The sequence below is a fragment of the Streptomyces canus genome (genome assembly GCF_030816965.1).
Classification (GTDB): Bacteria; Actinomycetota; Actinomycetes; order Streptomycetales; family Streptomycetaceae; genus Streptomyces; species Streptomyces canus_E.
The window spans coordinates 3,297,300-3,318,039 of the sequence record NZ_JAUSYQ010000002.1; the positions used below are offsets into that span (position 1 = coordinate 3,297,300).

General features: G+C 71.7%; 17 protein-coding genes and 1 pseudogene. 5 read left to right on the forward strand and 13 right to left on the reverse strand.

The window, feature by feature from the left end:
* The first annotated feature begins 82 nt into the window (after nucleotides 1-82).
* Nucleotides 83-1,063, forward strand: coding sequence for an FAD-dependent oxidoreductase (locus QF027_RS16050; protein WP_307075247.1), 981 nt, complete (start codon nucleotides 83-85; stop codon nucleotides 1,061-1,063).
* 82 nt (nucleotides 1,064-1,145) lie between these two features.
* A pseudogene (locus QF027_RS16055) lies at nucleotides 1,146-1,262 on the forward strand (class II glutamine amidotransferase); the annotation flags it as partial.
* 419 nt (nucleotides 1,263-1,681) lie between these two features.
* On the opposite strand, the gene QF027_RS16060 reads toward QF027_RS16055, so the two are convergent.
* From QF027_RS16060 to QF027_RS16070, 3 genes are all read right to left on the reverse strand, one after another.
* On the reverse strand, nucleotides 1,682-2,953 hold the full coding sequence (locus QF027_RS16060; RefSeq protein WP_307075249.1) for a poly(ethylene terephthalate) hydrolase family protein: 1,272 nt from the start codon (nucleotides 2,951-2,953) through the stop codon (nucleotides 1,682-1,684).
* A 114-nt stretch (nucleotides 2,954-3,067) separates the two neighbouring features.
* Nucleotides 3,068-4,462: a prolyl oligopeptidase family serine peptidase gene (locus tag QF027_RS16065; RefSeq protein ID WP_307075251.1), complete on the reverse strand. Its 1,395-nt coding sequence runs from the start codon at nucleotides 4,460-4,462 to the stop codon at nucleotides 3,068-3,070.
* Between the two features lie 165 nt (nucleotides 4,463-4,627).
* Nucleotides 4,628-6,061 carry a CitMHS family transporter gene (locus QF027_RS16070; RefSeq protein ID WP_307075254.1) on the reverse strand — a complete coding sequence of 478 codons (1,434 nt, stop codon included), beginning with the start codon at nucleotides 6,059-6,061 and terminating at the stop codon, nucleotides 4,628-4,630.
* Nucleotides 6,062-6,240: 179 nt separating this feature from the next.
* Here QF027_RS16070 and QF027_RS16075 point away from each other — a divergent pair, with 179 nt between their 5' ends.
* From QF027_RS16075 to QF027_RS16085, 3 genes are all read left to right on the forward strand, one after another.
* Nucleotides 6,241-7,167, forward strand: coding sequence for a LysR family transcriptional regulator (locus tag QF027_RS16075; RefSeq protein ID WP_307075256.1), 927 nt, complete (start codon nucleotides 6,241-6,243; stop codon nucleotides 7,165-7,167).
* Between the two features lie 181 nt (nucleotides 7,168-7,348).
* Nucleotides 7,349-8,566, forward strand: coding sequence for a CaiB/BaiF CoA transferase family protein (locus QF027_RS16080; protein WP_306981693.1), 1,218 nt, complete (start codon nucleotides 7,349-7,351; stop codon nucleotides 8,564-8,566).
* The gene (locus QF027_RS16085; protein ID WP_307075258.1) at nucleotides 8,556-9,539 is read left to right on the forward strand and encodes an HpcH/HpaI aldolase/citrate lyase family protein; all 984 of its coding nucleotides are present in this window, start codon (nucleotides 8,556-8,558) and stop codon (nucleotides 9,537-9,539) included. Before QF027_RS16080 ends, QF027_RS16085 begins: the two co-directional genes overlap by 11 nt.
* A 232-nt stretch (nucleotides 9,540-9,771) precedes the next feature.
* Here QF027_RS16085 and QF027_RS16090 read toward each other — a convergent pair whose 3' ends face one another.
* From QF027_RS16090 to QF027_RS16135, 10 genes are all read right to left on the reverse strand, one after another.
* Nucleotides 9,772-9,921, reverse strand: coding sequence for a hypothetical protein (locus QF027_RS16090; RefSeq protein WP_306981689.1), 150 nt, complete (start codon nucleotides 9,919-9,921; stop codon nucleotides 9,772-9,774).
* Between the two features lie 85 nt (nucleotides 9,922-10,006).
* Nucleotides 10,007-10,462, reverse strand: coding sequence for a (2Fe-2S)-binding protein (locus QF027_RS16095; RefSeq protein WP_306981686.1), 456 nt, complete (start codon nucleotides 10,460-10,462; stop codon nucleotides 10,007-10,009).
* Between the two features lie 22 nt (nucleotides 10,463-10,484).
* Nucleotides 10,485-12,593 (reverse strand): xanthine dehydrogenase family protein molybdopterin-binding subunit, encoded by a 2,109-nt coding sequence (locus QF027_RS16100; protein ID WP_307082385.1) that lies wholly within the window; start codon nucleotides 12,591-12,593, stop codon nucleotides 10,485-10,487.
* A 384-nt stretch (nucleotides 12,594-12,977) separates the two neighbouring features.
* Complete coding sequence (locus tag QF027_RS16105; protein ID WP_306981685.1) at nucleotides 12,978-14,255, reverse strand: hypothetical protein; 1,278 nt, start codon at nucleotides 14,253-14,255, stop codon at nucleotides 12,978-12,980.
* A gap of 82 nt (nucleotides 14,256-14,337) precedes the next feature.
* Nucleotides 14,338-15,156 carry an IclR family transcriptional regulator gene (locus QF027_RS16110; protein WP_306981682.1) on the reverse strand — a complete coding sequence of 273 codons (819 nt, stop codon included), beginning with the start codon at nucleotides 15,154-15,156 and terminating at the stop codon, nucleotides 14,338-14,340.
* Nucleotides 15,153-15,890: an MBL fold metallo-hydrolase gene (locus QF027_RS16115; protein WP_307075260.1), complete on the reverse strand. Its 738-nt coding sequence runs from the start codon at nucleotides 15,888-15,890 to the stop codon at nucleotides 15,153-15,155. The genes QF027_RS16110 and QF027_RS16115 overlap by 4 nt, the downstream gene beginning before the upstream one ends.
* The gene (locus QF027_RS16120) at nucleotides 15,881-17,206 is read right to left on the reverse strand and encodes a M20 family metallopeptidase (protein ID WP_307075262.1); all 1,326 of its coding nucleotides are present in this window, start codon (nucleotides 17,204-17,206) and stop codon (nucleotides 15,881-15,883) included. Before QF027_RS16120 ends, QF027_RS16115 begins: the two co-directional genes overlap by 10 nt.
* Complete coding sequence (locus QF027_RS16125) at nucleotides 17,203-18,168, reverse strand: ABC transporter permease (RefSeq protein WP_307075264.1); 966 nt, start codon at nucleotides 18,166-18,168, stop codon at nucleotides 17,203-17,205. The genes QF027_RS16120 and QF027_RS16125 overlap by 4 nt, the downstream gene beginning before the upstream one ends.
* Entirely contained in the window at nucleotides 18,165-19,118 is a 954-nt protein-coding gene (locus QF027_RS16130) for an ABC transporter permease (RefSeq protein ID WP_307075266.1), read from the reverse strand. Before QF027_RS16130 ends, QF027_RS16125 begins: the two co-directional genes overlap by 4 nt.
* Nucleotides 19,111-20,739: a sugar ABC transporter ATP-binding protein gene (locus QF027_RS16135; protein WP_307075268.1), complete on the reverse strand. Its 1,629-nt coding sequence runs from the start codon at nucleotides 20,737-20,739 to the stop codon at nucleotides 19,111-19,113. The genes QF027_RS16130 and QF027_RS16135 overlap by 8 nt, the downstream gene beginning before the upstream one ends.
* Nucleotide 20,740: the final 1 nt, after the last annotated feature.

Genomic DNA, 20,740 nt, shown 5'->3' on the forward strand with positions numbered 1-20,740 from the left:
ATTGGACATGACTGGTCTTGGACAGCTCGTCAGCTCCCCGCCGACAGTGGGAAGCACACGGTTCGGCGATCAAGGGGGAAGCATGGGCGACAGGTTCGACGCGGTCGTCGTCGGCGCCGGAGTCATCGGGCTCACCACCGCACTGCGCCTGCAGCAGGCCGGTGCCCGCGTCGCTGTGGTCGCGGCCGAGCCGTCGATCGTGACGACGTCCTCCGTCGCGGCGGCCGTCTGGTATCCGACCCGCACCCGGTTCGAGGCGCGCGTACTGGACTGGGCCGCCCACACCTACGACGAGTTCGCCCGCCAGGCGTCCGACGGGGTACCCGGCGTGGTCATGCGCCCCACCCGGATGCTGCTGCGCGGCCCGGCCCACGACGTCCCCTGGTGGGCCGCTGCCGTCCCCGACCTCCGCGTCCTGCGAAGGGACGAAGTACGGGCCCCCTTCACCGCGGGCTGGGCGTTCACCGTTCCGTCCGTGGAGATGTCCCGCTACCTGCCCTGGCTCCAGCAGAGCGTGTCCGAGGCAGGCGGCACGCTGATCCATCGCCGTATCGACGCCCTGGAACAGGCGAGCGTATGGGCGCCCGCAGTGGTGAACGCCTCCGGCCTGGGCGCCCGCGCCCTGTGCGGCGACACCGAAGTGCGGCCGGTGCGGGGGCAGTTGGTCCTCGTCGCCAACCCCGGTCTGCACACGTCCGTACGCGACGCGGACAACGCCGACGGCTACACCTACGTCCACCCCCGCAGCACGGACATCGTCCTCGGCGGCACCTTCGAGATCGGCGAGTGGGACACCACGCCATCCCCGGCCACCGCCGCCGCGATCCTGCGCCGCTGCACCGAACTGCTGCCGGAACTGGCCGGCGTACCGGTCCTCGGCCACCGGGTGGGCCTGCGACCGTACCGGGACGGCGGCGTCCGCCTGGAGGCCGACCCGCACCCTCACGGACGGGTGCGACGGCTGGTGCACAACTACGGCCACGGAGGCGCCGGAGTCACCCTGGCCTGGGGCTGCGCGGACGCCGCGACAGCCCTTGTCGCCGGGGCCGTTCGGCCGGGATGAACCCTGCCGCTCGCACCTCCCCTTCGCCCCCACGTACGCCTGTGCCGCTCCCGTTCGTGCTGTTCCCGTTCTCGAGGATTTCGTGTCCGAGCCCGTCGGTGATCTGCCTGGCGCCTGGAACGAGGTACCCGAGAGCAGCTACGGAGTCGTACACGCCGGAGCCGAGGAGTTGCATCCCTTCGCCCCGCAACCGGCGTGACGCCTCGTCTGCTTCACCCATCCCGTGCGGCCGCGAGTGCCGTGAGGTCGTCGGCCGCCTGAAGAAACCCGGCCGTACGGCGCGCGCTCACAAGCCATGCGCTTCAGCCCCGGCGTGAACGCCGGGGCTTTCACGCATGGGGCGACGCGTCCGACGGGGCGGCGCGCAAGGTGGCGATGGGGGCGCGGACCATCCGCCGGGCGACAGGGGCGCGTCCTGCCGGCTCCCGGTGCGGTGGGGTGGCGCTCGTGCGTCCCGCGGCGACACACCGCTCCACGTAGGGCCTGGACCCGGTCGAGTGGCGGGTGTGGCCGTTCGGCCCGTCCGTGTCGCTGTGCCTCGGCGGGGCTTCCGTGACGGGTGGGGAGCAGGATCGGAGCGCTGCGTCGGCGGGCCGCGGAGCGCTCCGAGCGAGCCGGTCAGTACGGGCAGGTGTCCATCCAGCGCGTGACCAGGGAGGTGTTGTTCTTGTCGCTGTCCCGGACGGGACCGCACAGGAACGGGCTGAAGCGGGTGTCGGCACGCAGCCAGAGACTGAGGAACGACACGATCCACTTGCCCTGCTTGGCCTTGTCGCCGTAGCCCGTCATCGGGCACAGATGGTCGCCCGGCACCTCGATGTAGAGCTTCTCCGCCTGGGACATGGAGTTGTACCAGGGCACCGCGTAGCTGTTGCCGTGGGCGACGGGGTCGCTTTCACAGGTCAGGAAGAACGTGGGGTCGGTGACCGAGGAGAAGTTCACGTTCGGGTAGTACGGGGCCGTGGGCACGCCCGCCCGGAAGCGCGAGTCGTCCCGGAGGGCCGCCATGACGCCGCCTCCGCCCATCGAGTGGCCGACCGCGCCGAGCGTGCCGTTGACCTTCCCCGCTATGGGGTTGCCGGTGGCGTTGCCCAGCGCGAGCAGTTGGGTGCCGGCGGCGCTGATCTGGCGGCCACGCGATGCGGGATCGTCGGTGAGGGTGTTGGTTCCGACGTTGATGACGACGAAGCCCCAGGAAGCCAGGCGCGGTGCGAGCCACTGCAGGTTCTGCTGTGTGCCCTGATAGCCCGGCATCAGTACGACGCCGGGGTACGGGCCACCGGTCGTCGGGTACGTGACCGTGCCGGAGCCGTACCCGACGGGACGGGGAACGGTGTAAGTGGCGGTGGTCAGCGGCCCGTTGGTGGCCTCCAGGGAAGCGGTCGTCGGGTCCGGGATCCCGTTGCCCGGAGGGGTGCCGCCACCGGAGCCGTACACCTGGAACTCCCACAGCGAGTAGCCGTAGGCGGTGCCCCGCTGGGTGCCGTGGACGCGGACGTACCGGCCGTCGCCGTTCACGTCGAGGGTCTGAAGGCCGCCGGTGCTTGTCGTGGTCGAGTAGACGGTGGTCCAGGCGGTGCCGTTGTCGGAGGTCTGGATCTGGAACGCGCGGGCGTACGCGGCCTCCCAGCGCAGCACCACTCGGCTGACGGTGACGGTGGAGCCCAGATCGACTCCCAGCCACTGCGGATCGCTGAACGTGCTCGACCAGCGCGTACCGGTGTCGCCGTCCACCGCCGCCGACGCGGGGGTGGACGCGTTCTCGGTGGACGAGGAGGTCGCGGGCTTGCCCTGGGACAGCAGGTCGGCGGCGGCCGCCGGCGGGGCGGCGGCTGTCAGCAGAGTCAGCGCCAAGCCGATGGCGGTGACCAGTGCGATCAGTGCCGTCATGGCAGGGGGTCGGGTCCGTAACGGCACGGTCGTGTCGGTCGAGCGACCGGGTGAATGCATGGATCTACCTCCGGAAGGCGGTGAGAGCGCGGTAACCGGACAGCGAGGGGCCGGCTAGCGGGACTGTTCGAAGAGCCAGTCGACGACCACGTCGTTCTCGTACGTCTGGGCCCATGCGAGGTGCGGGTTCACCGGTGTCGTTCCCGGCGTGTAGCTGGTGAACAGGACGTGGCTGCGGGTGGCCCGGGCCTGCCGCAGGAGCGCCCGGGACCGGGCCTCGAACTGCGCCTTCGGCAGATCGTTGGCCCACTCCCCTCGGCTGACCCGCGCGCCCGCGGTCTCCAGGGCGTTCATGAGCGTCCAGGTGCCGGGCTTGCCGAACCTGCCCTCGCGGTAGGGGACGACCGGGTCGTCGACGGAGTGGTCGGCCCAGATCGGGATGTGCGTGATCTTTTCCATGGTGGCCGGGTCGCCCCAGCCGGCCGTGGGCAGGGCGGCCGCGAACACGTCGGGTCGCTTCGCCAGCAGGCTGTAGATACCGCGACCGCCCGAGGACAGTCCGACGAGGTAGAGCCGGTTGGTGTCCACGGCTCGGGAGTGCTCGCGCACGAAGGTGTCGATGAGTTCGCTCAGCGCGGCCTGGACTTTGGCGTCGGTCCAGTCCGTGCCGTCGGGTCCGTCCATGGGACGGGGCAGGGGGATCTGGGGAGAGAGGACGAACGCGGGGTCACGGCGCTGTCGTTCGGGCTTGGCGAACGTGACCGCGATCCGGTTGGAGGTGAGCTGGGTCATGTTGTTGTCCGCGACCTCGCCACCGCCGTGCAGGGTGACGACGAGCGGGTACCGCGTGCGCGTCCGAGGGTTCCGTACGAAGTCCGCGGGCTGGTACAGCCGGAAGTCCATGTCGAAACCCGCGGAGTCGGTGAAGGAGCCGGCGGTGAAGTCGTCGACCACGGGAGTGATGACGTCGTCGTTCCGGCTCGCGAACGGACCGGCCCTGAGTACCGGTTCACCTCCCGGGGCACGTACGTCCGCCACCTGTCTGACGGAGTACGTGCGGTCGAGCGGCAGGGGATCGGTGCCGGCTGCCCGCGCGTTGGGGTCGTTCGGGTCGAGTTCGACGATCAGGCGGTCCCCCGGCCGTCCTGGGTGGGACCGGTCGTCCACTTCGGCGGCGGTGCCGGAGTAGACCTGGGTCACCGTGCGAGCCGCTGTCTGCCCGCCGACTGTGGCCCGCACCTCGAAGGCGGAGGGTGGGATCACCCCGCCGCGTAGGTCGATGCGCTGCGCGTACTGGATGGCGACGGCCGTCACCAGCCAGTTGTTCCTCGGCGTCACCTGCGTGACGAGGTCCGTTCGCAGGACCGGATTGAGTCCTGAGGCCGCCTGTCGTCCCTCGGTTGTGGTCGTCGTGGGGTCGGCGGCCGCGGCGGTTGCCGTGCTCACGGCCGGCGCCGTGACCGCACCCGCGGTGGCGGCGAGCACCGTACGTCTGGTGATCCGTCTCATGTGTCCTCGTCTCAGTCGGTGGGGGCACCCGGACCAGGTGCCTCTGTGGGTGGCTCCGGTCGCCCGGCTCCGGGCCTCCGCCGGGCTTCGCAAGCGGGTGGCACGTCGTGGACCTGAGCGGCGTGCGCGGTGGCTGCCGGGAGTACGCGGTCGGCGGGACACCGGTCACAGGGGGAAGGCGCCGGTCACCAGGGCGCCGGCGGTCATGACGAGGGTGGTGCCGAAGGCCCAGCGGAAGATGAAGCGCTGGTGTTCGCCGAGCGACACACCGCTCATGCCGACCAGGATGAACGTGGACGCGGTGAGCGGACTGAGCGGGAACCCGGTGGTCATCTGGCCGAGAATGGCGGCCCGGGCGACCTCGGCCGGGTCCGTGCCGAAACCGTTCGCGGTCTCGGCGAGCACGGGCAGCACCCCGAAGTAGTAGGCGTCCGGGGTGAAGACCAGGCTCAGCGGCATGCCGGTGACGGCCACCGCGACGGGCAGGTGCGACCCGAAGGAGTCGGGGACGACGGAGACGAACGTCTCGGCCATCTCGTCGATCATCCTGGTGCCGCTGAGGATCCCGGTGAGGACACCGGCCGCGAAGATCATCGTGGTGACCAGGACCACGCTCTTGGCGTGCTTGTCGAGCAGCGCCTGTTGCTGTTCCCAGGTGGGGTGGTTGACCAGCGCCGCGATCGCGAACCCGAGGACGAACAGCACCGGAAGCGGCAGCACTTCCTGGATCAGGCAGACCACGAGAGCGACGGTGAGCAGGAGATTGAAGATGTTCAGCCAGGTCCGCGGGAGCGGCGGGACCCGGACGGCACCGGGCCCGTCCCCGGGGGATCCAAGGGCCTGACGTTCCTGCCCGTCGGCCGTCGTCCGAGTGACCTGCCGGCTCGGCTCGGCAGTCACGGTCGTCGTCGAGGCGGCGGGTTCACGGTTGCCCCGCTCGTCCTCGCCGTTGGGCACGTCCGCGGCCGGACCCCGCGGGGACAGCGTGCCGAGACGGTTGCGCTCCCGGCGGCCGAGCAGGTACGAGGCCACCAGCACCCAGGCGACGCCGAAGCCCATCGCGGGCAGCACGGGGTTGAAGACCTCGGAACTGTCCAGCTTCAGCGCCGCCATGGCGCGTACGGTCGGACCACCCCAGGGGACCATGTTCATCACGCCCGCGCCCAGGCAGACCACTCCGGACAGCACCAGGGGATTCATGCCGAGTCTTTTGTAGACCGGCAGCAGCGCGGAGACGGTGATCAGGAAGGTGGAGGCGCCGTCGCCGTCCAGGGCCACGCACAGCGTGAGGACGGCCGTGGCGACGGTGATCCGCAACGGGTCCCCCCGCGCCGCACGCAACAGACCACGGATCAGGGGGTCGAAGAGCCCGGCGTCCACCATCAGGCTGAAGTACAGGACCGCGAAGGCGATCATGATGCCGGTGGGGGCCACCTTGGACAGCCCACCGAGAATCAGCTCGCCCAGATCGCTCGCGAAGCCGCCGATGAGCGCCGCCAGCACCGGAAGCAGGATCAGAGCGACCAGGACCGAGGCGCGTTTGGTCATGGTGAGCAGCAGCAGGACGGCGATCGTGGCGAAGCCCAGGGCTGCCGGCATGGCGGCGCTCGCTTTCTCGGGGACGGCCCTCGGCGGCGGTGGGCGGGGCTGGGCGGGGGCAAGCCGAGGTGTTACGCGAGAGTTTCGGAGCATCACCGAATCGGTGTCCAGCATCAAACCGAGATCTGTCCATGCGATAAGCGCATCAATGTGCGCGGGCGGGCCTATGCTCGTCGGCCATGGAGGCCACCACCCTGCGACAACTGACGGCATACGTGGCCGTCGCCCGGGCCGCGAGCTTCACCGCGGCCGCCGCGGAGATGCACGTGTCCCAGTCCTCGCTCAGCCGCGCCGTCGCGGACCTGGAGCGGTTGCTCGGCGTCCAACTCCTCGAACGTGACACCCGTAACGTGCAGTTGACCGCGGCGGGCGCCGAGGCCCTGCGTATCGCCGAGCAGATCGTCACCGCTCACCGGGCGGGCATGAAGGAACTCAGGCGATTCCTGCTCGGCGAGTCGGGAACGGTCGCCGTGGCCACCCTGCCCTCGGTCGCCGCGGTGCTCCTGCCGCAGGTGATCTCCGGCTTCCGCGAGCGGCGGCCGCAGGTGGCGGTACGCCTCCTCGACGGGCTGGAGCGGCTGGTCCTGGACCGGGTCCTGTCCGGTGACGCCGATTTCGCGATCACCACCGTCGGGGATCCGCCCGAGCAGTTGGAGCACCGCCCCCTGGTCAGGGACCGCTTCGTCGCGGTGCTGCCGGAAGGCCACCCGCTCGCCGACCGCCACGAAGTCGCCTGGGACGACCTGGCTCGCCGGCCGTTCCTGGCCGTCGGGCGCGACTCGAGCGTGCGCCGGCTCACCGATGCGGCGTTCGCCCAGATCGACGCGCACGCTGCACCGGCGGCCGAGGCGGGCAGTATCGCGACCGTGGGCGGACTGGTGACCGCCGGTCTCGGGGTGTCGGCGATGCCCGCCCTCGTGCTCCCGCTCATGGGCGCCGGGCGCGTCGTCTGCCGTCCTCTGGTGGAACCCGTGGTGGACCGGCGCCTGGACATCGCGCTGCGCACTCGGCGAACGCTCCCCGTCGTGACGCAGCGGTTCCTGGAGACACTCGAAGACTTCCGCCTCCAGGGCCGCCCTCTTCCGCCCGGGGTTTCGTGGGCATGAGGCCGCCCACCACCCCTCCCCATTCATGCGTTCTTCGCATTGATTGATGGCCTTCTTTTGCTCGACAGGCATTTCCCCGCTCCTGCACTGTGGAAGACCCGAACGGCGTCGACCGTGCCGCACAACGCCGACGACGCAGCCGGGGGCCAACGCGAAACAGCAGGGTCGAGGGAGCGCATCGGTGTCGGAAGACGAGCGGAACACCGCCGGACGCGGGCAGTTGCGCGGGCTGAAAGTGGTCGAGTTCGCCCATGTGGTGGCCGGGCCGCTGGCGGGCTCGATGCTCGCCGACCAAGGGGCCGACGTCGTACACGTCGAGCCCCCCGGCGCCGGAGACGCGGCCCGCGCCATGGGGCCTCAACGTGACGGTGTCCCTCTGTGGTTCAAGGTCGCCGGCCGCAACAAACGCTCGGTCACCCTCGATCTGCACCAGGAGGCCGGCCGGGCCGTCGCCCGCCGGCTCGTCGCCTGGGCGGACGTCGTCATCGTCACCCTGCGCGCCGGACGCCTGCGCAGTTGGGGACTCGACTGGGACTCCGTGCACCGGATCAATCCCCGGGCCGTACTGCTGCAGATCTCCGGATTCGGCGCCACCTCGTCGCAGGCGGACGCCCCCGGCTTCGGCAAGATGGGTGAGGCACGCAGCGGAGTCGTCCATCTGACCGGTTTTCCCGACGGCCCACCCGTCCACACCGGCTTCTCGCACGGCGACGCCGTGACCGGTCTGATGGGCGCCTACGCCGTCCTCGCCGCCCTGCACCGCCGTGACCACGACCCCGGTTTCGACGGCGAGTGGATCGACCTCGCTCTCTTCGAGTCCCTGTTCCGTCTCGTGGAGTGGCAGGTCATCGTCCACGACCAGTTGGGACAAGTGCCCGACCGCTCCGGCAACCAGCTGGCGGTCGCCCCTGCGGCCGTGATCAACACCTACCGCTCCCGCGACGGCGAGTGGATCACGGTGACCTCCGCGACGCTGCGCTCGGTCCGCAACATCGTCCGCCTGCTGGGACTCCCCGAGAAGGAGTTCGCCGCAGCGCGGCAACAGCACGACCGGCGCGGGGAGTTGGACGAGGGCCTGCGGAACTGGGTGGCGGAGCGCGGCACCGGTGAGTGCCTGGAGGAGTTCGCCCGTGCCGAAGTCGTGGCCTCACGGGTGTTCGACGCCGCTGACATCGCCGCCGACCCTGTGTACGCCGAACGCGAGGACATCGTCACGGTCGACGACCCCGACCTCGGTGCGGTGCGTATGCAGGCGGTGATCCCGCACTTCCGGCAGCGGCCCGGCCGGGTCTGGCGCACGGGACCCGCCCTCGGGCAGGACAACCACCTCGTCTACGGGCAGTGGCTCGGACTCAGTGCGGAGGAACTGGCTCACCTGGAGAAGAGCGATGTCATCTGAGGCGTCTTCGGCGAGGCGTGCCGAGGCGGACACGAGAGCGGTCGACCGGCCCCCGCTGCGCTCCCTGCTCTTCGTCCCCGGCACCAGAACCGACTGGCTGCCCAAGGCCCGGGCGGCGGGCGCCGACGCGGCCGTCCTCGACCTGGAGGACGCGGTGCCCGCCTCCGGCAAGCTCGCCGCCCGGGCACAGGTGGCCGACGCCATCACCCGGGCCGCGGCGGCGACCGATCAAGCGGGACGGATGGCGCTCTTCGTCCGTGTCAACCCGCTGGACAGCTGGGCGGGAGCCGAAGAACTGCGGGCGATCGTACGGCCCGGGCTCACCGGCATCGTGCTCCCCAAGGTCCGCTCAGCTCAGGACGTGAAGCTCGCCGACCGGCTGCTGGACTGGTGCGAACAGGAACAGGGCCTGTCGCCGGGGCGGGTCGCCCTGGTGCCCCTGCTGGAGACGGCCCGTGGCCTGCGCGAGGCCTACGACATCGCCCAAGCCGCGTCACGCATCGCCTACTTGGGCGCACTCACCGCCCCGGGCGGCGACGTGGAACGCGCCGTCGGCTACCGCTGGAGCCCACAGGGAAAGGAAACGGTGGCTCTGCGCTCCCGCGTCCTGCTGGACGCCAGGGCAGCAGGAGTGCCGCACCCGGTCACCGGATTGTGGACGCGCATCAGCGACCTGGTGGGGCTGCGTGCCCTCGCCGAACAGAACCGCTCCCTCGGCTACGAGGGGATGATGGCGATCCACCCTTCCCATGTCCCCGTGATCAACGAGGTGTTCTCTCCCAGCCCCGACGAACTCGCCCGCTGCGCAGAGCTGATCGCGGCGGTCGAGGCTGCACAGGGCGACGGGACGGGCGCTGTGGCATTCCAGGGTGAGATGGTCGACGAGGCCATGGCCGCTACGGCACGCCTTGTCCTCGAACGACACGGGACGCCGGTTCGCCTCGCTGAGGAACTCCTCCCGTCCGGCCCGTGATCACGAAACGCCGCCGCTGCCGACGGGCCGTGATCCGTGGTGGTCGTCGGCCACGCGGACGGGCCGCCGTCCGGCGTGTCCGCGTCGGCAGGACGGCGGCGAGGATCTCCGGGGCGCCGCGTCCCCGCGTCCCCGCGTCGAGCCACCGCGCCGCCCAGTGGGTTTGTGGGGACGTGGGGCACCCGCCCCGTCACCGGTGGTCAGGCCGCAGCGGGGCTCGTACCGCCGTGAGTCACTGTGCGCTCGACCGGGCACCACGCAGGAACAGGGCGCTGGTGAGGGCGCCGAAAAGCACGAGGGCGGCGTTCACCGCGACCTTCAGACCGCCGAGGATGGCCGCGGCACCGGTACCGGTCATCGCGGCGGTGGCGATGACGCTCATGATCGGCGAGGGGTGCCGGGACACCCACGGCGGAGCATGTCCATGGCACCGCCGAAAACGACGCCCTGACCCCCATGGCCGGCCGTCAGCCGTTCGCCGCGGCCTTCTTGATCGCTTCGCGGATCCGGGAGTAGGTACCGCAGCGGCAGACGTTCTCGATGTCGTCGATGTCGGCGTCCGTCGGTCGGGGCGTCTTCTTCAGCAGGGCCGCCGCGGCCATGATCTGGCCCGGCTGGCAGAAGCCGCACTGCGCGACATCGCGGTCGAGCCATGCCTGCTGCACGGGGTGCAGCTTGTCGCCGTCGGCCAGGCCTTCGATCGTGGTGACCTCGCGGTCCGCACAGTCCGCGACCCGCACGACACAGGGCTGGATCTCCTCGCCGTCGAGGTGGCTCGTACAGGCACGGCAGACGCCGACGCCGCAGCCGTACTTGGGTCCCGTGACGTTCAGCATGTCCCGCAGGACCCACAGCAGTGGCATGTCGGACGGGGCCTCGACAGTGACCGGCTTCCCGTTGAGGACGAAGGAGTAGGAGGGCATCAGCACCTTCTCGTAGGGCGGGTCAGAAGTGGAGAGGGAAGCGGCGGGGCTTGGAACCGGTCGCCCGGGCATAGGCGTTGGCGACGGCGCCGGCCGCGGCCGGGACGCCGAGTTCGCCCGCCCCGCCCGGTTCCCGCCGGGAGGGCATGATGTGTGCCTCGAAGCGCAACGGGGCGTGCCGCTGACGGGCGTAGTGGAAGTCGGCGTAGCTGCTCTCGCGGACGGCGCCCCGGTCGATGTGCAGACCGGCCTGGAGGACGGTGGAGATGCCGTCGATCGCGGTGCCCATGAGCTGCGCCTCGAGGCCGCGCGGGTTGACGGCCGTTCCGACGTCGGCCGCCATCACCACCTTGGTCACCCGGGGGTTCTTCCGGTCGGTGGCGTCGATTTCGACCAGGCAGGCCACGCAGGAGCCGTACTCCTCGTGGACGGCGACGCCCTGGGCCCGGCCGGCCGGCAGGGTCCGGCCCCAGTCACCGGCGTCCGCGACCTTGTCGAGCACGGCCTTGACGGCCTTGTTCCTGAGCGTGGTGCGCCGGAAGGCGACCGGGTCCTTTCCCAGGGTCCTCGCGACCTCGTCGACGACGATCTCCTCCGCGGTCCGCATCGTCCCGGAGTCCACCGACCGCCAGGCGCCGAGGGGTATCGCCAGTTCGACCGATCCCGAGTTCCCGGACACCCGGCCGAAGTTGTACAGGCCGCTGTCGCTGGGCAGCGGGCCGGAAGCAGGTGCGGCGGCCGGCGTCACCCCCTCCCGAGCGGACCCCTGGGCGGAAAGGCCCTGCCCCTCGTACGACTCGCTCACCGAGGCCATCGCGTGCGTGAACGCCACCACCCTGCCCCGTGCGTGGCTGGCCCGGATCCGGTGATGGCTGGCCGGGCGCATCCGGCCGTGCCGGATGTCGTCGGCGCGGCTCCACATCAGCTTGACCGGCCGGCGTGCCGCCTTCGAGATGAGGGCCGCCTCGATCGCGGCGTCGTGGTTCAGCCGCCGGCCGAAGGAGCCGCCGCCTCGTATGACGTGCACCTTCACCTTCGAACTGGGCAGCCCGACCGCCGAGGCGATGCTCTCCCGCGCGTCCATCGGCGTCTGGGAGGAGAACCAGATCTCGGCGCGGCCCGCACGAACGTCCGCCACCGCTGTCAGCACCTCCATGGGGGCGTGGCTGACGAAGGCGAACTCGAACTCGCCCTCCGTCTGGGCCGATCCGCGCGGCGGGTTGCCGAGCCGTGGGACGGCGGCCCGCAGCCGCGAGCGGATCGCGGCATCGGAGAGCGACGCCAGCGGACCCGGCGCCCAGGTGATCCGCAGGGCGTCTCTCGCCTTGAAGGCGTGGTGGAAGGACTCCGCCACCACGGCGACCCCACCGGCGACCTTGACGACGGCGTGGACGCCCGGCATCGCGCGTGCGACCCGGGAGTCGACCGAGACGAGCTGCCCGCCGAGCGTCGGCGGCCGGGCCACCACGGTCGGCTTCGCTCCGGCCGCCGACAGGTCCCCGGCGTACTTGGCCTTGCCGGTGACGATGTCCCGGGCGTCGATCCGGGTCGTCGGTCGCCCGATGACCCGGTGCCGGGACGCGGGCTTGGGTGTGCTCGACACGGCCGGCCGGGTGATCCGGGCGGCGCTCGCGGTCAGTGAACCGAAGGTGGCCGAACGCCCGTCCGGTGCGATCACCTTCGTGTTCCGGGTGTGCAGGGACCGCGCGGGGAGGTTCCAGCGCCTGGCCGCCGCGGTCACCAGCTTGGCACGCGCCACGGCGGCCAGCTCACGGGCCGGACCGTACAGCGACCTCACCGAGCTCGAACCGCCCGTGAACTGGTTGCCCTTGGCGCGGGCGTCGGCGAGCGGGATGTCGACGTCGGCGAGCCGGGCATCCAGTTCCTCGGCGATCATCATGGCGACCGCGGTGGTGACGCCCTGGCCGACCTCGACGCGCGGCAGTCGTACGACGACCTTGTTGGCTTCGGTGACTTCGAGGACCAGCATCTCCTCGTCGGTGCCGGTCACCAGGACGTCGGACGGCCGGCGCGTCGTGGCCGCGGTGGGCTCGGAGCCTTCCGCCGGAGCCGCGTCACAGCCGAGGGGCGCGGCGACGGTCAGCGTGGATGCCGCGAGCGAGTAGACCACGAACTTCCGGCGGGACCACTGACGGGCCAACGGACGCTCCTCTTCGAGTATCCCGGTGCTTCGACTGGTATGAGGGGTCAGCGCTCTTCGGGGTTGCCTGCGGGAGCCGAGCCGCCTGGGTGCGTTCCGCCCCGCGGTCGCGTGCGCGGGCTTCGGAAGCACGGTGGCGCCCACCTACCCTCCCGGTGTCACCAGCCCTGTCTCGTACGCGATCACGACCGCCTGGGCTCGGCTGTTTCCGATCAACGCCGATCCGTGTTCTTTCCCCAGCATGGATGGGAAATCGGCGGTCGCCGGGGCTGGGGAGCCGATGACGGACGTACGCCGGTCGTCCGACGGGCCGTCCGCCTGCCGGGTCCGCAGCCGACCCGTCGCGCCGTGGCGTCAGCCGCGCGCCTTGAGTGCTGTGGGGATGCGGTCCAGCACGGGGTACGGGAGCAGACCGTAGTGGTAGAAGTCCACGGCGTCCGCATGTCCGGGACCGGTGGCCGCTGCCGTCTTCTCCGCGAGCGCGTCGGCGGACGCGGTGTCCGGTGCCCCGGGGCGCAGTACGGTCCGCAGGGTGCAGGTGTCCGGTAGGGCGGCCCGGTAGGCGGCGGTGTCGGCCGCGACGCGGGCCGGGTCGCGGGCGTAGGCGAGGATGGCGTAGGCGGGGACGACGGCCCCGACCGTCGCGGGGTCGACACCGATCCGCCAGGCCTCTTCGGCCGCGAGCGCGCCGGTCGGCAGGCCGTCCGCGTACCCCTTGACCGCGCCGGTCAGATCGAGGAAGACCAGCCGAGAGCCCTCGCTCGCCACGGCGTCGGCCACGGCAGCGGCGAGTGAGGTGACGGTGTCGCAGCGAGTCCGTACATACGCGGCGACGAACTCCCCGGCCACGTCGGCGAGTTCCTCGAGGACGAGGGCGTTCGGCAGCGGGTCGGCGCCGTCGAGCAGCCGACCGACGGTGCGCGTGGCCTCGGCGCGGGCCGCGGCGGAGTCCACTCCCGCGCTGTCGGCGCGCTCGATGCAGGATGGGCAGAAGCACAGACCGAGCAGGAACTCCTCCACGGGGCCGAGCGGTACGAAGCTGCGTTCGTGGTGGTAGCCGTGGCCGAAGGAGCCGAAGTGCAGTGACTCGGACACCACCGCGTCCACCCCCTGCCGGGCCACGGAACGGGCGAGCGCGACGGCGTACTCCCGCACGTCCGGGTTGGCGGGACACAGATCGGCGGGGGCGGCGCGGTCGCCGAAGCAGTTCTCCTGGGTGACGTCGGGGCGGGCGAGGCCCAGCGTGGTGTTGTGCAGGAAGACGGTCCAGCCGTGCAGGGCGGCGCCGCGTTCCGCCGTACGCAGGCGCAGTTCGCGCAGTGGCTCCCGCTCGGCGCCGGGCTGCACCGGCGGCTTCAGGCCCACTCCGTCGAAGAGGTCGGCCGGCGGCGGGAAGTGGGTGCCGTCCTGCCGAAGGGTGACCCGGGTGGGGCCGTGCGGAGTGACGTCGCGGGCGCGGTGGTAGGCGGCGGCGACGGTGAGGGTGTCGCAGCCGTACGCGCCGAGGACCCGGTCGAGGACGGCGTCCGTGCCCTCCGCGCGGAGGTCCTCGACGAAGGTGTAGACGGAGGACGTGGACGGGACGGCCGGGGATGTCGGGCGCACCGGGGACGTCCGTGGGCTGGGGTGCATGGAGTTCGATCCTGTCGCTTTCCGGGGCGGTGGGCAGGGGCGGAGTGCGGGGCCCCCAGGGGGGCGGTCGGCCGGAAGGCCTTCACTGGTCGGTGGCCTTGTGCTGGTCGCGGTCCCGTCCGCGGGAGGAGCCGAGGACGTGGGAGATTTCCATGCCGATGCGGACGACCATGGGGCCCACTTCACGGACCCGGGCGGGGGTCATCCGGGTGGTGAGGCCGGAGACGCTCAGGGCGCCGACCGGCGCGTCGGTGTGGTCGAAGACCGGTGCGGCGACGCACCGTACCTCCGGTTCGTTCTCCCGGTCGTCGATCGCGTAACCCCGGCGCCGGACCCGGTCGAGTTCGAGGCGCAGTCGTTCGGCGTCGGTGACCGTGTGCGCGGTGACCGGCGGCATTCCGGCGGCCACCACTACGCGGAACGCCTCCTCGCCCTGCCAGGCGAGGATGGCCTTGCCGACGGCGGTGCGGTAGGCGGGGACGCGGCTGCCGATGCGGGAGCCCATGCGGACGTTGGTCTCGTTCTCCACCTTGTCGATGTAGACGACGTCCGGCGGTTCGTAGACGACCAGGTGGCAGGTCTCCCCCACCAGGTGCTGGAGCACCCGCAGCGGTTCGGCCGCGACGGTCCGCAGGTCGAGTGAGGACAGGTAGGCCTGGCCGAGCCGCAGGGTGCCGTGGCCGAGCCGGAACCAGCCGGTCTCGCGGTCGCGGACCAGCAGGTCGGACTCCATGAGAGGTGAGGTGAGGCGCAGCACCGTGCTCTTGTTGATGCCGAGATCCTCCGCGATCCGGGTCAGGGACATGCCCCGGCCGGTGCCGGCGTGGTCGCGGATGTACTCGAGGACGGTGAGGGCGCGGCGCAGCGAGGTGGCCTGGTTGCGGCGGACCGGTGCGGTCATGTCGTACTCCTCGGCAGCAGGCCGCGGGCGACGGCGTCGCGGGCGGTGGCCAGGTGCCTCCCGGCCCGGGCGAGTGAGACCTCGTGGTGGCCGGGGAAGAGCGCGTCGACGTCGAGCGCGGCCAGCCGCATCAGACTGTCGGCGTACGCGGGCACGCGGCAGTCATGCAGATTCTGCAACGAGATGCGTCCCCCGGTGAAGACGCAGTCTCCGGAGAAGAGTGCCTGGTAGGCCGGGGTCAACAGGTGGTAGCAGGTGTGGCCGTCGGCATGGCCGGGGGTGGCGACGGCCCGGACGACGACTCCGCCGCCCAGATCGATTTCCATGCCGTCGGTGAGGGGTTCGACGCGGGGGCAGGGCCGGAAGGCGTAGTCGGCAGGGTAGACACCGGCGGCCTTGCCCCTGTCCACGCTGAGGCCCCGCTCGTCGCCCTCGGCGATCCAGCGCACCGCCGCGGCCCCGGCCAGCACGCGCAGTCCGGGCAGTTCCTCGGCGAGAGCGGCGGCTCCTCCCGCGTGGTCGGCGTGGCCGTGGGTGAGCAGGAGGTGGTCCGGGTCGGTGCCCGTGCTGCCCGCTTTCCGCAGGATGCTGAGCGCGGAGCGGCCGGCGCCGGCGTCGATGAGGACACTGCGGCGGTTGCCGCGCACGAGGTAGACGTGGCAGTCCAGCGGGTCGCTGAGATCGAACCCGGCGGCGCCGCTGGCGAGGAGACGGACGTGGTCGGTCAGTTGCATGGCCGCCGCCACTGCGGCGGGACGTCTGCGTGGGAGACCTTGCGGACTCGCTCCTGCGACGGCTTGTCGGCGGACGCGGCCGCGCGCGGCAGGGCGTCGTCCGCGGAGGAATCCCTGCGGGCTCGCTCCGGCGGCGGGACGTCCACGGAGGAAAGTGAACGCTCGTGGAGCCGCTTCCCCGTCTCGCGGATCGTGGCCGCCACGATCCGCGCGGCCAGTTCCACCTCCGCCAGGTCCACCGATTCGGCCGCCGCGTGGGCGTCCGTCACCGAGCCGGGCCCGAAGACCACCGACGGGATCCCGGCCCGGGCCAGTTTGCTGGCGTCCGTACCGAAAGGCATGCCCTGGAGGTCGCGGGGCCGGCCGTGGGCGGCGAGGGCATCGCACAGTGCGGTGACGACAGGGATGTCGGGCGGGGTGTCCAGGGCCGGGTCGACGGTGAACGGAGGGTCCACCTCGGTGCCGAGGGCGGTGAGTTCGTCGCGCTCCTGCTGCCAGACGACTTCCGGGTCCTCGCCGGGCAGCGTGCGGCGGTCGATGTCCACCTCGCAGCTGCCCGGGATGGTGTTGGGGCCCGTGCCGCCGCGGACCCGGGTGACCGAACGGGTGGCGGCTCCCAGGAGCGGGTGCGGTGCCACGGCCAGGCGCGTGGCGGCGAGGTGGGCGATGACGGGGGCCATCAGCGAGATCGCGTTGACCGCCTCCTCGGGGCGCGAGCTGTGCCCTGGCCGGCCCGTGGTGCGCACGGTGTAGCGCACGACGCCCTTGTGGGCGGTGGCCGGCACCAGTCCGGTGGGCTCGCCGACCAGCGCGCCGACGACACGGCGGTCGGCCAGCGTTTCGAGCAGGTGCAGGACACCCCGGTAGGCGTGTTCCTCGTCGCAGACCCCGGCCAGCACCACAGTGAGCGGGGGCGGCCCGCCACGGGCGAGTTCGGCGGCGGCCAGCATGAACGCGGCGAGCGGCCCCTTGGCGTCGCAGGCACCCCGACCGTACAGCCGGCCGTCGCGGACCTCGCCGTCGTGGGGCGGGACCGTCATGCCGTCCGTCTCGACCGTGTCGAGGTGCGATTCGAGGAGCACGACCGCCGGGTCCCGGCCGGGAATGACGGCCACCACGTTGCACCGTCCCGGTAGTACTTCGTGCAGTTCGGCCCGTACGCCGTGCCGGCCCAGCCAGTCCCGTACACGGGCGGCCACCGCCGTCTCTCCCCCGTCGCCCGGCGCGCCCCGTGGGTTCACGCTGGGGATGCGTACGAGATCGCGGACGATGTCCCGTACAGCGTCGGCCGCGTCCTGGGACGCCGGGGACGTCATGTCCTGCGCTCCCTCGCATAGACCAGCAACAGGCCGATGATCAGTACGCCGAGGACGACCTGGCGGACGCCCTCCGAGAGGTTCCAGGAGATCAGCAGCGCGGTCAGCAGGGTGAGCAGCAGGGCGCCGCCGACCGTGCCGAGGAGGTGGCCCCGGCCACCGAGGATGGAGGTGCCGCCGAGCACGACGGAGGCGATGGACAGGAGCTGGTACGGATTGCCCATCGTCAGCGAGCTGGTTCCGGTGAAGCCGAGCAGGACCAGTCCGGCCACTCCGGCGAGCAGCGCGCAGGACACGTACGCGGTGAACGCCGTCGCGCCGAGCGGCACTCCGGAGGCGCGGGCCGCGTGCTCGCCGGCGCCGAGCGCGAACGCGTACCGGCCGGTGCGGGACAGGTGCAGCAGCCAGCCGGCGACGGCCGTGACGACCAGCCACAGCACGAACGCCCAGGGCACCCCCAGCAGTCGGCCGTTGGCGAGAGAGTCGAGCAGGGGCAGGTGGGCCGAACTGGGTGAGCCGTCGGTGTACACGAGCAGGGCGCCGGACAGGATGGTGCCGGTGGCGAGGGTCATCACCATCGGCGGCACCCGCAGCCACACCACACCGCCCGCGTTCACGGCGCCCACCAGCGCGCTCAGCGCCAGTGCCGCCATGATTCCGCTCACGCCGCCGCCCGTACCGGAGGCGACCTTGGCGCAGACGACCGCGGACAGGGCGACCACGCCGGACACCGACAGGTCGATACCGCTCATGATCACGACGAGGGTCTGGCCGACCGCGACGATGCCCAGGAACGACGCCGTCTGCACCAGGTAGCGGACGTTGGAGACGCTGTCGAAGCCGTCCGCGAACAGGATCGCCGCGAGCCAGGTGACGCCGAGGACGCCGAACGCCCAGGCCGCGCGGCTGCCGCGCAGCGCGACGACCGCATCCCTGCGGATCGTGCCCGTCACGCCGGTCATACGGCGGCCTCCCGAGTGAGGTACGTCTTCAGGGCGAGCGCCACCACGAGGATCACTCCTTGCACGATGAGCTGGTAGAAGGGCGAGATCCCGGTGAACAGCAGCAGGTTGGTGAGCAGACCGATGACCAGCGCGCCCAGGACGGTGCCGCGCATCCGGCCGACCCCGCCGAAGAAGCTGATGCCGCCGAGTACGCACGCGGCGATCGAGTTGAGCGTGTACGGCGTGCCGATGGTGGGATCCGCCGAGCCGGTCTGCACGGCCAGCCCGATCCCGGCGAGTCCGGTGAACGCGCCCGCCAGCGCGTACCCGGCGATCTTCGTACCGCGGGTGTGCAGACCACTGGCGTAGGCGCCGTGTTCGTTGCCGCCGACGGCGTAGAGGGCGAGCCCGTGGCGGGTGGTGCGCAGCACCTTCCATGCGGCGAGCACGAGGGTGATGGCCAAGGCGGGTACCGCGAGGCCGTTCCAGCCGTTGTTGTACGCGTTCACCAGTCCGCCCGGGACATGTCCGCCGGGCTGCGGCAGGACGATCAGGGTGACGCCGCTCCACAGGAACGACGCGGCGAGCGTCACGACGATCGGGGGCAGACCGGCGTACGCCACGAGTGTTCCGTTGGCCGCGCCGGCCGCGACGGCCGCGCACAGGGCGGCGACGACCGCGGTCACGACGCCGCCCGCGCTGTGTGCGTCGTAGGTGGCGAACACGGCCATGGCGAGCCCGAGTACGGCGCCCAGAGAGAGGTCGATCCCCCCGAGCAGCATCACGGTCGTCTGCCCCGCGGCGGCCAGGATCAGCGGCAGGAACTGCGCGGAGAGGATGGTGACGGAGGCGGGGCTGAGCAGGCTGGAGTCGTAGTGCTGGTAGGCCACGAGCACCGCCAGCAGGAGGACGAGCAGTCCCACGAGGTCGGTGTTTCCGCGGGCGGCCGACGTGATCCGTTCACGCATGGGTCACACTCCCGGGCTCTGTCTTCGGGTCCGAATCCGAAACCGGGTCGAGGCCCGGGTCCGGGTCCGAAACCAGGTCGAGGTCCGGGTCCAGGTCGGGCGGCACGTTCGCGGCCAGGTCCGTGGCCGTGCCCATCACCGAGGCCCGTACGAGGCGTTCCTCCGTCAGGGCCGGGCCCGCGAGGCGGTCCACGATCGTGCCCTCGTACTGCACCGCGACCTCGTCGCAGAGGCCGACCAGTTCCATGGTGTCTCCCGAGGTGACCAGCACGGCCAGGCCGTCATCGGCGAGGCGGCGCAGCAGGTGGTAGATCTCGCGTTTGGTGCCGATGTCGATGCCCCGCGTGGGTTCGGCGAGCAGCAGGACCCGGGGGCCGGTCGGCAGCCACTTGGCCAGCGCCACCTTCTGCTGGTTGCCGCCCGACAGGCGGCGGGCCTCCTGCGCCGGCGACGCGGCCTTGACCTGCAACCGCTCGATCAGTTCGCCCACCAGCCGCGTCTCGGCGGCTCGGTCGACGGTCGTGAGACGGCGACCCGGGGCGAGGGTGCGCAGGCTGGGCAGGGCGAGGTTGTCGCGGACGCTGCGCGCGGTGTGCACGCCCTCGGTCTTGCGGTCCTCGGGGACGTAGGCGATGCCGTGCCGGATCGCGTCACGCGGAGACCGCAGCCGTACCGGCCGCCCGTCGAGCGTGACCTGTCCCGTGTGGCGGGCCAGGCCGAACAGGGCACGCAGCACCTCGCGCTGGCCCTGGCCCTGTAGTCCACCGAGGCCGAGGATGCGGCCGGGAACCAGGTCCAGGTCGACGGCGGAGCACGCGCCGGCGACGGTGAGGTCACGGGCCCGGAGCAGGGGCTCACCGGTGGGCTCGGTCGCCTTCTCCGGGAAGAGGGCCGCGAGTTCACGCCCCACCATCAGCCGCACGATGTCGTCGTGGTCGGTCCGTTCCCGTTCCCGTGTCGCCATCACCGCCCCGTCCTTCAGCACGGTCAACCGGTCGCTGACGGCGAAGAGTTCGGCCATGCGGTGGCTGACGAATATCACTGAGCCGCCGTGTTCGCGCAGTTCACGCACGACCCGGAAGACGGCGCCGACCTGTTCCTCGTCGAGTGCCGAGGTCGCCTCGTCGAGGATCAGCAGGCGCGGTTCGCCGGCCAGCGCCTTTGCCAGTTCGACCAGTTGCTGACGGCCGAGCGACAGGCGACCGGCCCGGGTGCGCGGGTCGACGTCCAGGCCGACCCGCTCCAGCAGGGGAAGGGCCCGCGCCGCGAGGTCGCGGGCCCGCACCAGGCCCCGCCGACTGGGCCAGGCGCCGAGAAAGATGTTCTCCGCGACGCTCTGGTGCGGGTTGAGACTCAACTCCTGGTGGACGGAGCCGATCCCGGCGGCCCGGGCGCGGTGGGGAGACCACGCCCGGGTGACGGGAGCGCCGTCGTGGACGACCCGGCCGGAGTCGGGCGTCAGCAGCCCGGTGACGAGAGAGAGCACGGTGGACTTGCCGGCCCCGTTCTCACCGACGAGCGCCAGGACCTCTCCGGGCTCGACGGTGAAGCTCACCTCCCGCAACACCTGGTTCCCGGCGAAGGACTTGGACAGCTCTTCCACGCTCAGCAACGGCGCCATG

Excerpts from the sequence above, each read along its gene's own strand:
- QF027_RS16050 (WP_307075247.1), top strand. The coding sequence starts at position 83 with ATGGGCGACAGGTTCGACGCGGTCGTCGTCGGCGCCGGAGTCATCGGG.
- QF027_RS16060 (WP_307075249.1), bottom strand. The coding sequence starts at position 2,953 with ATGACGGCACTGATCGCACTGGTCACCGCCATCGGCTTGGCGCTGACT.
- QF027_RS16065 (WP_307075251.1), bottom strand. The coding sequence starts at position 4,462 with ATGAGACGGATCACCAGACGTACGGTGCTCGCCGCCACCGCGGGTGCG.
- QF027_RS16070 (WP_307075254.1), bottom strand. The coding sequence starts at position 6,061 with ATGCCGGCAGCCCTGGGCTTCGCCACGATCGCCGTCCTGCTGCTGCTC.
- QF027_RS16075 (WP_307075256.1), top strand. The coding sequence starts at position 6,241 with ATGGAGGCCACCACCCTGCGACAACTGACGGCATACGTGGCCGTCGCC.
- QF027_RS16085 (WP_307075258.1), top strand. The coding sequence starts at position 8,556 with ATGTCATCTGAGGCGTCTTCGGCGAGGCGTGCCGAGGCGGACACGAGA.
- QF027_RS16090 (WP_306981689.1), bottom strand. The coding sequence starts at position 9,921 with ATGAGCGTCATCGCCACCGCCGCGATGACCGGTACCGGTGCCGCGGCC.
- QF027_RS16095 (WP_306981686.1), bottom strand. The coding sequence starts at position 10,462 with ATGCCCTCCTACTCCTTCGTCCTCAACGGGAAGCCGGTCACTGTCGAG.
- QF027_RS16105 (WP_306981685.1), bottom strand. The coding sequence starts at position 14,255 with ATGCACCCCAGCCCACGGACGTCCCCGGTGCGCCCGACATCCCCGGCC.
- QF027_RS16110 (WP_306981682.1), bottom strand. The coding sequence starts at position 15,156 with ATGACCGCACCGGTCCGCCGCAACCAGGCCACCTCGCTGCGCCGCGCC.
- QF027_RS16115 (WP_307075260.1), bottom strand. The coding sequence starts at position 15,890 with ATGCAACTGACCGACCACGTCCGTCTCCTCGCCAGCGGCGCCGCCGGG.
- QF027_RS16120 (WP_307075262.1), bottom strand. The coding sequence starts at position 17,206 with ATGACGTCCCCGGCGTCCCAGGACGCGGCCGACGCTGTACGGGACATC.
- QF027_RS16125 (WP_307075264.1), bottom strand. The coding sequence starts at position 18,168 with ATGACCGGCGTGACGGGCACGATCCGCAGGGATGCGGTCGTCGCGCTG.
- QF027_RS16130 (WP_307075266.1), bottom strand. The coding sequence starts at position 19,118 with ATGCGTGAACGGATCACGTCGGCCGCCCGCGGAAACACCGACCTCGTG.
- QF027_RS16135 (WP_307075268.1), bottom strand. The coding sequence starts at position 20,739 with ATGGCGCCGTTGCTGAGCGTGGAAGAGCTGTCCAAGTCCTTCGCCGGG.